The sequence below is a fragment of the Sphingomonas sp. GW821-FHT02B09 genome (genome assembly GCF_059421875.1).
The window spans coordinates 86,649-100,984 of sequence record NZ_JBWKVV010000002.1; the positions used below are offsets into that span (position 1 = coordinate 86,649).

Genomic DNA, 14,336 nt, shown 5'->3' on the forward strand with positions numbered 1-14,336 from the left:
GAACGGTCCCGCTCCCCCTGGCGGGGGAGGACTTTGGTCACATCTCGCGCGCGTCCTGGCCCATGCGTTCGCCGGTTTCGAGGGCGTCGATCGCCGCGATATCGTCCGCGTCCAGCGTCAGGTCGAGCGCGGCGAAATTGTCGGTCATATGCTCGGCGTCTGCCGCTTTGGGGATCACCGACAGGCCGTGGGCGAGATGCCAGGCGATCACCACCTGCGCCGGGGAGCGGCCGTGCTTCTCCGCCACGCGGACGATCGCATTATCGCGCAGCAGCTCGCCGCCCTGCCCGAGCGGGCTCCACGCTTGCGTCACGATGCCGTGCGCATCGTGATAGGCGCGCTCCTCGCGGCGCTGGTGATAGGGATGCAGCTCGATCTGGTTGAGCACCGGCGTCACCCCGGTCGCATCGATGATCGCGTCGAGATGCTCGGGGAGGAAGTTGGACACGCCGATCGACCGCGTCTTGCCCGCATCGCGCAAGCCGACCAGCGCCTTCCACGCGTCGACATATTCCCCCTGCCCCGGCGCCGGCCAGTGGATCAGATACAGATCGACCGCGTCGACCCCGAGCAGCGCGAGGCTCTCGTCGAGCGCCGCCTCGGGATCGCCTTGCCGGTCGTTCCACAATTTGGTGGTGAGGAACGCCGCACTGCCGTGGACGCCCTCGCCGACGCCGCGCTCGTTGCCGTAGATCGCAGCGGTGTCGATCAGCCGATAGCCGAGGTCGAGCGCGCGGCGCACCACCAGTGGCGCCTGCGGGTCGGGGAGCTTCCAGGTGCCGAGGCCGAGCCGCGGCATCGTGCGGCCGTTGTTGAAGGTGAGGTCATCCATAATGGCACGAGCGCATGGGGTCGCCGCCCGGTTCCCCCTTCCCTTGGCCGCCCCGATCCGCCAAGTCCCGGTCCCATGTTCGAAAAGATCCTGGGCGTTCTCGCCACCTTCACTATCTGGGTGATCTCCAGCGGCGGCTATGTCGGCATCGCGATCCTGATGGCGATCGAGAGCGCGTGCATCCCGCTCCCCTCCGAGATCATCATGCCGTTCGCCGGCTATCTCGTCTCGACCGGGCGGTTCGACCTGATCCTCGCCGCGACGGCGGGCGCGATCGGCTGCAACATCGGCTCGATCGTCGGCTATGAGGTCGGCAAGCGCGGCGGCCGGCCGATGGCCGAGCGCTGGGGCCGCTACGTCCTGATCGGCCCGGGCGAGCTCGACGCCGCCGACCGGTTCTTCGCGCGCTGGGGCAGTCTCGCGGTGCTGATCGGGCGGCTGCTGCCGGTGATCCGCAGCTTCATCGCCTTTCCCGCCGGCGTCGCGCGGATGCGGCTGGTGCCGTTCCACGTCTATACCTTCCTCGGCTCATGGCCGTGGTGCTTCGGCCTCGCCTGGGTCGGCATGAAGCTCGGCGACAAATGGAACAGCGACCCGCGCGTCAAGGCGGCCTTCCACCAGGCCGACCTGCTGATCGGCATCGTGCTGGTCGCGTTGGTCGCCTTCTACATCTGGCACCGGGTGCGCGGGCTCAAGCGTCACGGCTGAGCGCGACGCACCCGCCAGACCAGCCAGCCCAGCATCGGCAGCGCCAGCACCGCCCACACGCCAAAGCCCGCCCATGGCGTCCAGCCGAACCATTCGTTCGGCACGGTGCGCAGACCACCGCGCATGAAGGCGGGGCGCACCCATTGCCAGATCGGGAAGGTGACGAGCGGCGGCGCGAAGATCTCGGCGGCGGCGATCATGGCGTTGATCGCGATCGACAGCGCCAGCAACAGGCTCATCGCGATCCGTTCGCCGCGGCCGCCGGCGCGCATCCATTCCGCCGCCAGCCCGAGCGCGAGCGGCGCCACCGCCGGGATCAGGAAGCGCGGCCCGGTGGTATTGCCGCCGTCCCAATAGACGTAGGCGGCATTGACCAGCAGCACGATCAGCGCGCTCAGCGTGGCGGCGAGTGCCACCGGCCGCAGCGGCGGACGGCGCAGCCAGTACCACAGGCCGAGCGGCGCCAGCAGCAGCACCGGCGCGACCCAGATCAGCCCGAGCTGGAAGCTGAGCAGCACCGCGCGCATCGCATACAAGCGCGGCCAGCCGAGCCCGAACAGCCCCTGATGCATCCCCTCCCAGCCGACGACGCCGGAATAGCCGACGCGGAACGGCGTGCCGAAGGCGACGAAATTGTAGAGCGCGAGCGGCAGCAGCGCGACCACGCCCGCGGCGATCGCGACGCCGGCGAGGCGCAACCGGTCGGGCCGGTCGCGCAGCCGCCAGAGCGCCCAGCCGGCGATCGGCACCGCGGCAAGCACCGCCTGATGCTCCACCACCACCGCCCAGCCGAGCGCCGCGCCGGCGAGCGCCGCCGCGCCGGCACCCTGCGCACCGGGCCGGCTGCCGCGCCAGATCGCCCAGAATGCGATGGCATAGCAATCGGCGACCACGGCATGGCCCAGCAATGTCGTCGACCAGCCCCAGACCGGCGTGCCCAATGCATAGCCCAGCGCGGCGAACAGCCCGGCCGCGACGCTGCCGGTCAGCCCGGCGGCGAGATCGAAGAGCAGCACGGCAGCGAGCGCAGTGAGCAGCGCCGGGCCGATCGCGGCGGCGATGCGGGTGCGCAGCCGGAGGTAGCGTTCGAATTCGGGGCCGGCGGGGGCGTTGCCGAATCGTGTCGCGCGCATCCCGGTCGCCGCGTCGGCGATCCACACCGCGGGGAGCGCCATCAGCGTCATGCCCGGTGCCTTGTCGAGATAGGCGTGACCGTCGAAGCTCGCCTTGTCGATCGTCAGAGGAGCGAATTCGTCGATCGTCGCATCGCCATCCTCGACCAGGCTGATCGCGGCGAACATCCGCGTCGCATTATTGGGGTTGAGCTCCCACGAGCCGAACCAGGCGCAGCTGAACCAGACGAGCGCGAACAGCACGATGCGGAGATCACGCATGGGGCGGCGTGATGCCGTCGTTACCGCTGCGACCGGCGGGTCATCAGGGAACGCGCGCCTCTTCGGCTTTGCGTGCCTGATTCTCCTTGCGCGCGGCGCGGGCGTTCTGGAGGAAGCAGCCGGTCTGGCCGCTCGCGCCGACCGTCGAGCAGCTACCCGTGCCGTTGACGCCGACGCCCGCGTCGAGCGTGCCCTGCGCGCGCGCCGCCCAGCTTTCGTTCTGCGGCGTCACCTGGAATTCGCGCAGCTCCTTGGGGACGCGATATTGCTCGCGCGCGCTGCGCCGTTCGCAGATCACGATCTCCTGCCCGTCGTTGTTGGTCGGGCAGCGTTCGTTGCCGTAGAGGACGAGCACGCCGTTCACCGGTGCGCGTTTGGCGACCTCGCCCGGCGTGGCGATCACCACCGGCTTGGCGGCGGCGGGGCCGGCGGGGGTCGACGTCACCTGCGCCGCGCCGGGCGTCGCCTGCTGGGCCGGCGCCGCGGCGGCGGTCAGCAACAGGGCGGTGGCGATGATCCTACGCATGGGTCTTCCTCTCAAATCCGCTTCGCCGCGGCGATCACCGCCTGCGTACCGAGCCGGATCAGCCCGCTCAGCACCGGATAGGCGATGGCATTCTCGGCGCCGGCGGCGAGCGCATGGTCGCGATGCTCCAGCTCTTCCGCCTGGAAGTCGCGGATCGCCTCGGTCAGCTCGGGCTCGCTCGCGCCGAGTTCGTCGAGCTGCTCCTGATAATGGGTGTCGATCACGGTTTCGACCGCCGCGGTGCAGGCCATCGCCGCATTGGGGCTGATCGCCGCGGTGATCGCACCGAGCGCGAACCCCGCTTTGTCCCAGATCGGCTGGAGCAGCGTTGGGCGGACGCCGCGCTTGACGATCAGATCGTCGAAGAAGGCGCGGTGGCGTTCCTCCTGGCTCGCCATATGGTGGATCGCGCGGCTCGCCGGATGACGATCGCCAAACACCGCGAGCTGACCCGCATAGATGCGGATCGCGCCGAATTCGCCGGCCTGATCGACGCGGATCATCGCCTCGGTCGGTTCGCGCCGGTCGCCGGGCTTCCACCGGCGGGCGGGCTGCGGGGTCTCTGCCGTCATCGCGCTTTCCTCATCAGCCACAAGATAAGACCGGCGCCGCCAAGCGAAAGGATCGCATTGAAGCCGGCGAGCGAAATCCCGCCGAGGCTCCATTGCGCGACGTCGCAGCGGATCACCGGCGCCCTCATCAGCGCCGCCAGCCGCGCGTCGGGTCCGAGACCGCGCAAGTCGACCGTCTGGGTGCAGGCGGTGAAGCCGTTCCACCAATGATATTCGACCCCGGCATGCGCGACGCCGATCGCGCCCGACACCGCGATGAGCAGCGCGGCGACGATGACGAACGCCTTGGCGATGCTCCGCTGCGGCACGACGAAGGCGAGCAAAGCGAAGGGCAGCGCGGCATAATGCGGCCAGCGCTGCCAATGGCACATCTCGCACGGGTAGAGATGCCCGACGAGCTGCGAGCCCCACGCGCCGGCGAGCAGCGCCGCGGGCAGCAGCAGCGCGATCCAGCGGGCGAGGCGCTCGTTGCGGGTCATTCCGACCTCACTTCGCCGGCGGGGTCGGCGTTGTCGCCGGAATCGGTCGGGGCTTGGTCGCCGCGGCGACCTGCGCCGGGCCGCCGAGCCGCGCCACGGTCTTCAGCGCATAATAGAGCTGGAAATCGTCGATGCCCTGCTTCTTGAGCTGGTCGGCGGTCATCGCGAAGCGCGGATCGTCCTTGGTGTCCTCCTCGAGGATCTTGTTGTCCGCCTTGACCTCGTTGATCAGGTGGCGGCGCAAATCGGCCTCGCGGAACACCGGGCGCGACTTGAAATCGGGGTCGCTGATCTGCGGCACCTTGATGTCGGGCTCGATCCCGCCCTCCTGCACGCTGCGTCCCGACGGCGTGTAATAGCGCGCGGTGGTGAGGCGCAGCGCGGTCTGCGGACCGAGCGGCAGCAGCGTCTGCACCGAGCCCTTGCCGAAGCTGCGCTCGCCCATCACCAGCGCGCGGTGATGGTCCTGCAACGCGCCGGCGACGATCTCCGAGGCGGAGGCAGTGCCGGGGTTGGTCAGCACGACGACCGGCAGGCCGTGCGCGTCGTCGCCGGGCTTGGCGAAATAGCGTTCGATGTCGCTCTTCTCGCGGCCGCGCTGCGAGACGATCTCGCCGTGATCGAGGAAGGCGTCGCTGACCGCGATCGCCTGCGTCAGCAGGCCGCCGCCATTGTCGCGCAGATCAACGACATAGCCGAGCGGGCGGTGGCCGAGGCTCTTGTCGATCGCCATGATCGCGGCGCGGGTGTCGGCGCCGGTGCTTTCCGAGAAGGTATTGATGTTGACGTAACCGACGTCGCCGCGGACTTCCCATTTCACCGGCTTCTGGACGATCACCTCGCGGTTCATCGTCACCTCGACCGGCTTGGTCTGGCCGGGCCGCACCAGCGTCAGGCTGATCTTGGTGCCCGGCTTGCCGCGCATCAGCGCCACCGCCTCGTCGAGCGTCTCGCCGTAGATCAGCTTGCCGTCGATATGGGTGATGTAATCGCCCGACTTGACGCCGGCGCGCTGCGCGGGCGCATCCTCCTGCGGCGCGACGACCTTGACCGCGCCGTCCTCCATCTGGACGGTCAGGCCGAGGCCGCCGTAATTGCCCTCGGTCTGGATGCGAAGATTGTCGTAGTCGAGCGCGTCGACGTAGCTCGAATGCGGATCGAGGCTGGCGAGCATGCCCTGGATCGCGCCCTTGATGAGCTTCTGGTCGTCGACCTTGTCGACATAGTCCGACTTGATCCGGTTGAAGACGTCGAGGAACTGGTCGAATTCGCGATAGGTATCGGTGTCGACCGCGGCCATCGCCTGCGTCGCGAGCGGGATGAGGGACAGCGAGCCGAGGAGTGCAGTCGCGGTAAGTAGCGGACGGGCCATCGAACATCCTGAAGGCGGAGAGACTGGGCTCGTTTAGCCGCATTCTCGGGCCGGAGCAAAGCGCAGCGCGGCTGAATGCAGGCTGACTTCGCGGCCGGCTCAGCCGAGCAGCGCGGCAATGTCCATCGGCCGGCCGCGGCGGCGCAGCTCGACGGTGATCTGCGGCGCCTCGCCGGCGGCCGCGCGACCGAGCGGCATGCCCGCGGCGACGCGCTCGCCGGCCCGGACGCGGGTCGCGCCGAGGCCGGTGACGAGGCTGGTCCAGCCATCGCCATGATCGATGATGACGATGCCGCGATAGCCGCGGAAGGCGCGGGCATAACGGACGATGCCGCCCGCCGGCGCGATTACCGGCGCATCGGCGGCGACGGCGAAGGTCAGGCCGCGCGCGCGGACACCGGCGTCGGAAATCTCGTCGAGTCCGGTGACGAGGCGACCGCGTACCGGCAGCCGATAGACGCCGCGAGCGGGTGTCGGCGCGATGCTGCCCGCAGCGAGCGGGCGCGGCAGCGGCCCCGGCAGGGCGGCGAGATCGGCGGCGCGGACGCGCGCGACATCGCCGGCGCCGAGCGAATCGACGAGATCGCGGGCACGCTCGCCGAGCGCCAGCGCGCGGTCCGATTCGCTCATCGCGGTGCGGCCGAGCGTCTCGCTACGCTGGCGGTGCGTCGCCTCGAGACGGGCGAGCGCGGTGCGATCGGCTTCGAGCCGCACGCGCCCGTCGCGCAGCGCCGTGGCGGCGAGCGCGGCGTCGGCCTGCAAGGCGCGGGTGCGCGCGATCGCCTGACGCACCGCGTCGGTACGCGCCCGGACCACCGGCAGCGCGCCACCGAGCACCGCGCGGACGTGGACGAGATCGTCGACCGAGCCGGGCTGGGCGATCGCCACCAGCGCGGGGCGGCGGGCAAGTGCGGTCAGCGCGGCGAGCAGGCGCGCGACGGGTTGCTGCTGCGCGGCGAGACGGCCCTGCTGGTCGGCGAGCAGCCGCGCGACGATCGCCTGCCGGGCACGAGCGGCGGCGAGGGTCGCTTCGGCAGCGGCGACGCGGGCGGTCAGCGCCGCCTCCTCGGCGCGTGCCTTGTCGGCGGCGTCGCGTTCGGCGGCGGCATCGCGGGCGAGATCGTCGGCGCGGCGTGCGGCGAGCGTGGCGTCGCGCCGGGCAGCGGCGAGGCGCTGGCGTTGATCGGTGAGGGTCTGGCCCTGCGCGGGAAGCGCGAGCGCGAGCAGCGCGAGGCACCACAAAGCGATCCGCCTGCCCCCTTCGGGCGCTTTCGACGCCCTCCCGTCGCGGCGGGATGACAGCAACGCGGCCATCACCCCTCCCGGTGGTACGGATGCCCCGCGAGGATCGACGTCGCGCGGAACAATTGCTCCGCCAGCATCGCCCGCGCGAGCATATGCGGCCAGGTCGCACGCCCGAACGACAGCAACAGGTCCGCCTCGGCGCGCTCGGCATCGCCGAAGCCGTCCGCCGCGCCGATCAGGAAGCGCACCTCGCGCGTGCCGGTGTCGCGCCAGCGCTCCAGCCGGCGCGCGAAGTCGAGCGACCCCAGCACTTCGCCCTTTTCGTCGAGCAGCACGCGGACCGTCTGCGCCTCGAGCGCGGGCAGCTTGCCGCCGGTGTCGGGCAGCTCGGTGACGCGCGTTGGCCAGATGATCCGCTTGAGGTAGCGCGCGACCAGCTCGGCCTCGGGCGAACGTCCGATCCGTCCGCGCGCCACGACATGCAGAAGGATGTCAGGCCTCGGGCGTCGAAGCGGCGGGGGGAACGGGGAGCGGCTTCAGCGACGACGACACGGTATCGCCGAACTGCCACATCCGTTCCAGATTGTAGAAGGTGCGCACCTCGGGCCGGAACAGGTGGACGACGACGTCGTTCGCGTCGATCAGCACCCAGTCGGCGGTCTGCAGGCCTTCGATCCGTACGCTGCGCTTGAATTCGGCCTTGATCTTCTCGGCGAGCTTGTTCGCCATCGAGGCGACCTGACGCGTCGAACGGCCGCTGGCGATCACCATATGATCGGCGATCGTCGACTTGCCGGCGAGCGGGATGGTGATCACGTCCTCGGCCTGATCGTCTTCGAGAGACGCCATGATCAGCCGGTGCAGCGCGTCGACTTCGGCCGGGTCGGCCGGACGCACGGCTTGGGGGTTAGTCGCCAAGGGGACTCCTGGGTTGCTGGGCCGGGTGGCGCCGGTGCCAGTCGGGATCGGCCGCACGGGCCGCGGTAGCGGAGGTAGGGTCGGGGCGGAAGCGCAACAGCACGAGTGCCGGCAATCTCCACATCGTCCAATGCTTCGCGTGGCTTGCGGGCCGTTGGAAGCGTCGCAGCCAACCCATGGCGACGCTCGCCCGGGCAGCCCGCTCATACCCCGGACGCGCGATCACCGCAATCGGCATCGTACGCGCGATCTCGCGCCAGCCGCGCCAGCGATGGAATTGGGCCAGATTGTCCGCGCCCATCAGCCAGATGAACTGCCGACGCGGGTAGCGGCGCTGCAATTTGCGCAACGTGTCGAGCGTGTAGCGGGTGTGCAGCCGCGCCTCGATATCGGTCGCGCGGATCGGCGCACGCCGCGCCTGCCGCTTCGCCGAGGCGAGCCGCATCGCGAGCGGCGCCATGTCGCCGACCCCGTCCTTCAGCGGATTGCCCGGCGACACCAGCCACCAGGCCTCGTCGAGATCGAGCGCGCGGATCGCGGCGAGCGTGATCGCGCGATGCCCGCGATGCGCGGGGTTGAACGACCCGCCGAGAATGCCGGTGGGGGTCAAAATTCGATTTGCCAATCTTCCCGCTCATGATGAACGCGGATCACTTCGACCGCTTCGTCGCGGATACGGTAACGCAGCAGATAAGGCGTGTCGAAAATACGCAGGATTCTATGGCCATGACGGTGTGGCCGCCCGCCCCGGGGAAAATTCTCGAGGAAACGCGCCCGGTCGCGGATCGCGATGAGCATCCGCAACGCAATCGCCGGCGACGCCTCGCGCGTGAGCCAGCCGTTGATCGCCGCCAAGTCGTCGCGCGCGAGCGGCGACCAAATTATCCGCATCGTTCCCGATGCTTGGCAATCATCGCATCAAGTTCGGCCATGACCTGTTCGTGCGGCACACCTTCGCCGCGATCTAGCGAGTCGATGCCGGCCTGAATGAAGGAGTCAAAATCGGCGTCGGTCTCCGCTGCACGACGGATCGCCTGGGCCGCGAATTCCCGGCTGCTCATACCACGGCGCAGCGCGACGCTATCGACCAGTGCCATCGTATCGGCATCGACTTCGGTTGTGATCGGCAGAAGGCTGGCCATGCCGCAAGTATAGGCGCGGCGCGACCACTTCTCAACTCGTCAGCGCACCTGCCCCGTTCCCCGCCCGATCCATTTGTAGGTCGTCAGCCCCTCCAGCGCGACCGGCCCGCGGGCGTGGAGGCGGCCGGTGGCGATGCCGATCTCGGCGCCGAGGCCGAACTCGCCGCCGTCGGCGAATTGGGTCGAGGCGTTCCACAGCACGATCGCGCTGTCGACGCCGGCGAGGAAGCGCTCCGCGACGCCCTCGTCCGCCGCGACGATCGCGTCGGTGTGGTGCGAGCCGTGCCGCGCGATATGCGCCATCGCGTCCGCGACGCCGTCGACCAGCGCTACCGAGGCGATCGCGTCGAGATATTCGGTGTCCCAATCCTCGGCGGAGGCTGCAGCGACGCCGGTTGCCGCGACGATATCGGTATCGCCGCGCACCGTGCAGCCTGCCCCGGCGAGCGCCTCGACCAGCATCGCCGCCGACGGGAAGGCGCGATCGATCAGCAGCGTCTCCATCGAACCGCAGATGCCGGTGCGGCGCATCTTGGCGTTGACGACGATCTCCCGCGCCATCGCGGGATCGGCGGAGCCGTCGACATAGACGTGGTTGATGCCGTCGAGATGCGCGAGCACCGGCACGCGCGCCTCCGCCTGGACGCGCGCGACCAGACTCTTGCCGCCGCGCGGTACGACGAGGTCGATCGCGCCCTCCGCCGCCAGCATCGCACCGACCGCGGCACGATCGGTGACCGGCACCAGTTGCGCCGCATCCGCCGGCAGCCCCGCCGCGGCGAAGCCCTCCGTCAGCGCCGCATGGATCGCCCGGTTGCTATGCACCGCCTCCGATCCGCCGCGCAGGATCGCGGCATTGCCCGCCATCACGCACAGCGCCGCGGCGTCGGCGGTGACGTTGGGGCGCGATTCATAGATGATGCCGATCACCCCGATCGGCACGCGGACGCGGCTGAGCTGCAGGCCGTTGGGCCGCTCGCTGCGGTCGATCACCTGCCCGACCGGATCGGCGAGCCCCGCCACCGCCTCGACCCCCGCGGCCATGCCGGCGATCCGCCCCGCGTCGAGCTTGAGCCGGTCGAGCAGCGCCGCCGAAAGGCCGCGCGCCTCGCCCGCCGCCATGTCGCGCGCGTTGGCGGCGAGGATCGGCGCCTCCGCAGAACGCAGCGCCGCCGCGGCAGCGCGCAGCCCGGCGGCCTTGGCGGCGGTCGGCATCCCCGCCAGCGTGGCGGCGGCAATGCGGGCGCGCCGTCCCATCTCGGCGATCAATTCGGTCGGATTCTCTGCGTCGGCCATAAGGTTCGTTACCACGATCTCCCCTCTCGCGCCACGATCGCACTCTTGCTACGTCCATGCCATGTCGGGGGATATCACAGCAGCAGGCGACCTCATCACCGGGGCGCTCGGCGCACGGGCGGTCGAGCCCCATGCGGGCGAACACGCAAGCCATGGCCACGGCAGTGGCCTGTGCCTCAATTGCGGGACGCGGCTGATCGGCGCGCATTGCCATGCCTGCGGGCAGAGCGGCCACGTCCATCGCAGCGTCGGCGCGATCGGCCACGAGATCGCGCACGGCGTCTTCCACTTCGAAGGCAAGATCTGGCGGACGCTGCCGATGCTGCTGTGGCGGCCCGGCGACCTCACCCGCCGCTACGTCGCCGGCGAGCGCGCCCGTTTCGTCTCGCCGCTGGCGCTGTTCCTGTTCACCGTCTTCCTGATGTTCGCGACGATCAGCGCGCTCGGCGGCGACATCGCCGAACTGGTCACGCCCGAGCGGATGAACAGCAACGTCGTCGGCCTGGCGCGCGGTGCCGAGAAGGCGCAGCAGGGGCTCGACAAAGCGGAGGCGCAGCGTGCGCAGCTGGTCGCCACGGGCGGGCCGACGGAACAGGTCGACAAGGACATCGCCTCGCTACGCACCGCCATCGCCGCGCTCAAACGCGTCAACAGCGGTGAAACCGGCGACATCCCCTCCGCGATGACCAATGCGAAGACGGGATGGGGGAAACTCGACCATGGATTGCAGAAGGCGAGCAAGAACCCGGGCCTCGCGCTCTACAAGCTGCAATCGAGCGCGTATAAATACAGCTGGCTGCTGATCCCGATCTCGACGCCGTTCGTCGCCCTGCTGTTCCTGTGGCGGCGGCGCTTCGGCCTGTACGACCATGCGATCTTCGTCACCTACAGCCTCGCCTTCATGATGCTGATGGTCATCGCGCTGATGCTGCTCGGCGTCGCGGGGCTGGGCAGTGGCTGGATCGTGCTGGCGGTGTTCGCGCTGCCGCCGCTGCACATGTACCGCCAGCTGCGCGGCGCCTATACGCTGCGCAGGGTTTCGGCGCTGTGGCGGACCGCGGCGCTGCTGGTCTTCGCCTGGGCGGCGCTGCTGACCTTCGTCGCGCTGCTGCTGATGCACGGCCTGACCGACTAGCGGCCGCTCAGGCCGCGACCAGCGCCCGATACGTCTCGCGCAACGCGACCTTGTCGATCTTTTCGGTCCCCAGCCGCGGCAGCGGCGCGTCGGCGATCCAGATGCGGGTCGGCACCTTGAAGGCGGCGATATGGTCGGACAGGAACGCCTGCAGTTCGCCCTCGCTCAGCGTCTCGCCCTCGCGCGGCTGGACGACCGCGCCGGGCACCTCGTCGAAGCGCGCGTCGGGCAGGCCGAACACCGCCGCCTCGGCCACCGCGGGATGCGCGTAGAGCGCCGCCTCGACCTCCTGGCACGAGATATTCTCGCCGCCGCGGATGATGATGTCCTTCTTGCGGTCGACGATGAACAGATAGCCGTCCGCGTCGAGATAACCGATGTCGCCGGTGCGGAAATAGCCGTCGGCAGTCATGCAGGCCGCGGTCGCCTCGGGCCGGTTCCAATAGCCGAGGAAGTTGCAGATCGAGCGGATCGCCACCTCGCCGCGCGCGCCCTGCGCCACCGGTGCGCCGGCATCGTCGAGGATGGCGAGATCGACCAGCGGCGGCGAGGCGCGACCGGCGCTGTTCGGCTTGGCGAGATAGTTGGTCCGCCAATTGCCCGTGCCGACCGCATTGGTCTCGGTGAGCCCGTACCCGATCAGCGGCGCGCCGCCGCCCATCTCAGCATCGATGCGGCGGACGTGCTCGACCGGGCGCGGCGCGCCGCCGGCGGCGAAATCGGTGACGGTCGAGAGATCGTAATCGGCGCGATCGGGATGGGTCAGGATCTCGAAGCTCATCAGCGGCACCCCGACGAAATAGCTGATCCGCTCCTGCGCGATCAGCCGCATCGCCTCGCCCGCGTCCCATTTCGGCATCAGCACCAGCTTGCGCCCCATCGCGAAGCTCTGCAGCAGCACCGGCACTTCGGCGGTGACGTGGAACAGCGGCAGCGTCAGCAGCGTCGAGGGCTGTTCGGTCGGCGCGTTGCCGTCCTGCGCGGCGATGCCGAGCATGGTGAGCGCCTGCGCGAGATAGTTGAAGACGCCCTGGATCACGCTGCGATGGTCGCACAGCGCCCCCTTCGACTGGCCGGTCGAGCCCGAGGTGAACAGGATCGTCGCATGATCCTCCGCCCCGACGGCGGGCAGCGGCATGTCGGGCTGGCCGGCGGCGGTCACCGCGGCGAGCGCCTGCGCCAGCGGCAACGTGTCGTCGATCGCGACCACCGGCGCGGGCACGCCGGCAAGCCGCCTCGCCCGCGGCGCATCGGCGAAGACCAAGGCGCACTCCACCTCGCGAATCGCCGCCGCCAGTTCCTCGGCCTGCCACCAGCCGTTGAGCAGGGTCGCGACGCCGCCCGCCATCACCACGCCCATGTAGAGCACGATCCACGCCGGCGAGTTGCGCATCGCGATGCCGACGCGGTCGCCGCGCGCGATGCCGTGCGCGGCGACCAGCGCCTGGGCGACTGCGGTCGCGACCGCATACACTTGCGCGAAGGTCAGCCGCTCGTCACCCGAGACGAGGAAGGTCTTGTCCGCATGTTCCTGACAATAATGGGCAAAATAATAAGGGAGCGAGGGCGGCGCGGCGGCGATGACCGGATAGTCGCGGCCATCGCGCTGCACCGTGCCGAGCGGCAGCATGCCGCCGGGCGCGGTCAGCGCCGCCATGGTCGCGTCCATGCGCACGTCGAGCGTCGTCCTCATATCTCTCTCCGCTTGGTCTTGTGCCTTTGGCCCACTATGCAGACGCCAAACCCTGGGGGAAAGCCTTGATCCTGCCGTTGCTCGCCGCTGCCGCCCCCACCGCCGTCCCGGCGGGCGGCGGCCACATCCGTTTCGCCGATCTGGGGCTGCACCCGGACATCTTCTCGATCGGCTTCTTCACGCTGCGCTGGTACAGCCTCGCCTATATCGCCGGCATCCTCGTCGGCTGGTGGTATCTGCTGAAATTGCTCGCGCAGCCCGGCGCGCCGATGGCGCGGCGCCATGCCGACGATCTCGTCTTCTACGCGACGCTCGGCATCATCCTCGGTGGCCGGATCGGCTATGTGCTGTTCTACGCGCCCGAGATGCTGCTCCACCCGATCCGCATCCTGCGATTGTGGGACGGCGGCATGAGCTTCCACGGCGGCGTGATCGGCACGTCGATCGGGATCATCCTGTTCGCGCGCAAGCACAAGCTCGACTGGCTGCGGGTCCACGATTACATCGCCTGCGTGGTGCCGTTCGGGCTGTTCTTCGGCCGGCTGGCCAATTTCGTGAACGGCGAATTGTGGGGCAAGCCCGCCGACGTGCCCTGGGCGATCGTGTTCGAGCGGACCGTGCCGTTCGACGTGCCCGAGCCGGCGCGCCACCCCAGCCAGCTCTACGAGGCGGGGCTGGAGGGGATCGTGCTGTTCGCGATCCTGTGGTTCGCCTTCTGGCGGACCAAGGCGCGCTACCAGCCGGGCAAGCTCGTCGGGCTGTTCGTGCTCGGCTATGGCGTCGCGCGGTTCATCGTCGAATTCTTCCGCGAACCCGATGCGCAGTTCCGCGGCTCGTTCATCGAGGCGACCGGCATCCATATGGGCCAGTGGCTGTGCGTGCCGATGATCGCCGGCGGCCTGTACCTCGTGCTGACCGCGCCAAAACGCCGCACGCGGGTGGAACCGATCGCGGGGACGCAGAGCGTGGCGTAGGGGGAGTTATCCTCGGCCACCCCTCCCCCACACATCCGTCATCCTCGCGG

The 14,336-nt window shown here is 69.7% G+C and carries 17 protein-coding genes; 3 read left to right on the forward strand and 14 right to left on the reverse strand.

Annotation, left to right across the window (positions count from 1 at the left end; translation table 11 throughout):
• Window positions 1–37: 37 nt before the first annotated feature.
• Complete coding sequence (locus AC07U4_RS08255) at window positions 38–832, reverse strand: aldo/keto reductase (RefSeq protein ID WP_495195090.1); 795 nt, start codon at window positions 830–832, stop codon at window positions 38–40.
• 75 nt (window positions 833–907) lie between these two features.
• On the opposite strand from AC07U4_RS08255, the gene AC07U4_RS08260 reads away from it, so the two are divergent.
• Window positions 908–1,540 (forward strand): DedA family protein, encoded by a 633-nt coding sequence (locus AC07U4_RS08260; protein WP_137899890.1) that lies wholly within the window; start codon window positions 908–910, stop codon window positions 1,538–1,540.
• On the opposite strand, the gene AC07U4_RS08265 is transcribed toward AC07U4_RS08260, so the two are convergent.
• The 12 genes from AC07U4_RS08265 to AC07U4_RS08320 form a co-directional block, all read right to left on the reverse strand.
• Window positions 1,531–2,934 (reverse strand): hypothetical protein, encoded by a 1,404-nt coding sequence (locus AC07U4_RS08265; protein ID WP_495195091.1) that lies wholly within the window; start codon window positions 2,932–2,934, stop codon window positions 1,531–1,533. The genes AC07U4_RS08260 and AC07U4_RS08265 overlap by 10 nt on opposite strands.
• 43 nt (window positions 2,935–2,977) lie before the next feature.
• The gene (locus AC07U4_RS08270; RefSeq protein ID WP_038664893.1) at window positions 2,978–3,460 is read right to left on the reverse strand and encodes a hypothetical protein; all 483 of its coding nucleotides are present in this window, start codon (window positions 3,458–3,460) and stop codon (window positions 2,978–2,980) included.
• Between the two features lie 11 nt (window positions 3,461–3,471).
• Window positions 3,472–4,032 carry a demethoxyubiquinone hydroxylase family protein gene (locus tag AC07U4_RS08275; RefSeq protein WP_038664890.1) on the reverse strand — a complete coding sequence of 187 codons (561 nt, stop codon included), beginning with the start codon at window positions 4,030–4,032 and terminating at the stop codon, window positions 3,472–3,474.
• Window positions 4,029–4,511, reverse strand: a complete 483-nt coding sequence (locus AC07U4_RS08280; protein ID WP_137898153.1) for a disulfide bond formation protein B — start codon at window positions 4,509–4,511, stop codon at window positions 4,029–4,031. Before AC07U4_RS08280 ends, AC07U4_RS08275 begins: the two co-directional genes overlap by 4 nt.
• Window positions 4,512–4,518: 7 nt before the next feature.
• Window positions 4,519–5,883: a S41 family peptidase gene (locus tag AC07U4_RS08285; protein WP_495195092.1), complete on the reverse strand. Its 1,365-nt coding sequence runs from the start codon at window positions 5,881–5,883 to the stop codon at window positions 4,519–4,521.
• 99 nt (window positions 5,884–5,982) lie between these two features.
• Entirely contained in the window at window positions 5,983–7,197 is a 1,215-nt protein-coding gene (locus tag AC07U4_RS08290) for a murein hydrolase activator EnvC family protein (protein ID WP_495195093.1), read from the reverse strand.
• Complete coding sequence (locus AC07U4_RS08295) at window positions 7,197–7,619, reverse strand: 23S rRNA (pseudouridine(1915)-N(3))-methyltransferase RlmH (RefSeq protein WP_495179812.1); 423 nt, start codon at window positions 7,617–7,619, stop codon at window positions 7,197–7,199. Before AC07U4_RS08295 ends, AC07U4_RS08290 begins: the two co-directional genes overlap by 1 nt.
• Before the next feature lies 1 nt (window position 7,620).
• Complete coding sequence (gene rsfS, locus AC07U4_RS08300) at window positions 7,621–8,046, reverse strand: ribosome silencing factor (protein ID WP_495189846.1); 426 nt, start codon at window positions 8,044–8,046, stop codon at window positions 7,621–7,623.
• On the reverse strand, window positions 8,036–8,671 hold the full coding sequence (locus tag AC07U4_RS08305; RefSeq protein WP_495195094.1) for a nicotinate-nucleotide adenylyltransferase: 636 nt from the start codon (window positions 8,669–8,671) through the stop codon (window positions 8,036–8,038). The genes rsfS and AC07U4_RS08305 overlap by 11 nt, the downstream gene beginning before the upstream one ends.
• Complete coding sequence (locus AC07U4_RS08310; protein ID WP_137898156.1) at window positions 8,653–8,937, reverse strand: type II toxin-antitoxin system RelE/ParE family toxin; 285 nt, start codon at window positions 8,935–8,937, stop codon at window positions 8,653–8,655. Before AC07U4_RS08310 ends, AC07U4_RS08305 begins: the two co-directional genes overlap by 19 nt.
• Window positions 8,928–9,188 carry a CopG family ribbon-helix-helix protein gene (locus AC07U4_RS08315; RefSeq protein ID WP_137898157.1) on the reverse strand — a complete coding sequence of 87 codons (261 nt, stop codon included), beginning with the start codon at window positions 9,186–9,188 and terminating at the stop codon, window positions 8,928–8,930. The genes AC07U4_RS08310 and AC07U4_RS08315 overlap by 10 nt, the downstream gene beginning before the upstream one ends.
• 39 nt (window positions 9,189–9,227) lie before the next feature.
• Window positions 9,228–10,484 (reverse strand): glutamate-5-semialdehyde dehydrogenase, encoded by a 1,257-nt coding sequence (locus AC07U4_RS08320; RefSeq protein ID WP_495195834.1) that lies wholly within the window; start codon window positions 10,482–10,484, stop codon window positions 9,228–9,230.
• A 61-nt stretch (window positions 10,485–10,545) separates the two neighbouring features.
• Between AC07U4_RS08320 and AC07U4_RS08325 the strand changes: the two genes are divergently transcribed.
• A complete protein-coding gene (locus AC07U4_RS08325) occupies window positions 10,546–11,619 on the forward strand; it encodes a DUF3667 domain-containing protein (RefSeq protein WP_495195095.1) in 1,074 nt (357 codons plus the stop codon).
• Window positions 11,620–11,626: 7 nt separating this feature from the next.
• Here the strand turns inward: AC07U4_RS08325 and AC07U4_RS08330 are convergent, their stop codons facing one another.
• A complete protein-coding gene (locus tag AC07U4_RS08330; RefSeq protein WP_495195096.1) occupies window positions 11,627–13,312 on the reverse strand; it encodes a class I adenylate-forming enzyme family protein in 1,686 nt (561 codons plus the stop codon).
• A gap of 65 nt (window positions 13,313–13,377) precedes the next feature.
• Here AC07U4_RS08330 and lgt point away from each other — a divergent pair, with 65 nt between their 5' ends.
• Window positions 13,378–14,286, forward strand: a complete 909-nt coding sequence (lgt, locus tag AC07U4_RS08335; RefSeq protein ID WP_038664861.1) for a prolipoprotein diacylglyceryl transferase — start codon at window positions 13,378–13,380, stop codon at window positions 14,284–14,286.
• Window positions 14,287–14,336 lie beyond the last annotated feature (50 nt).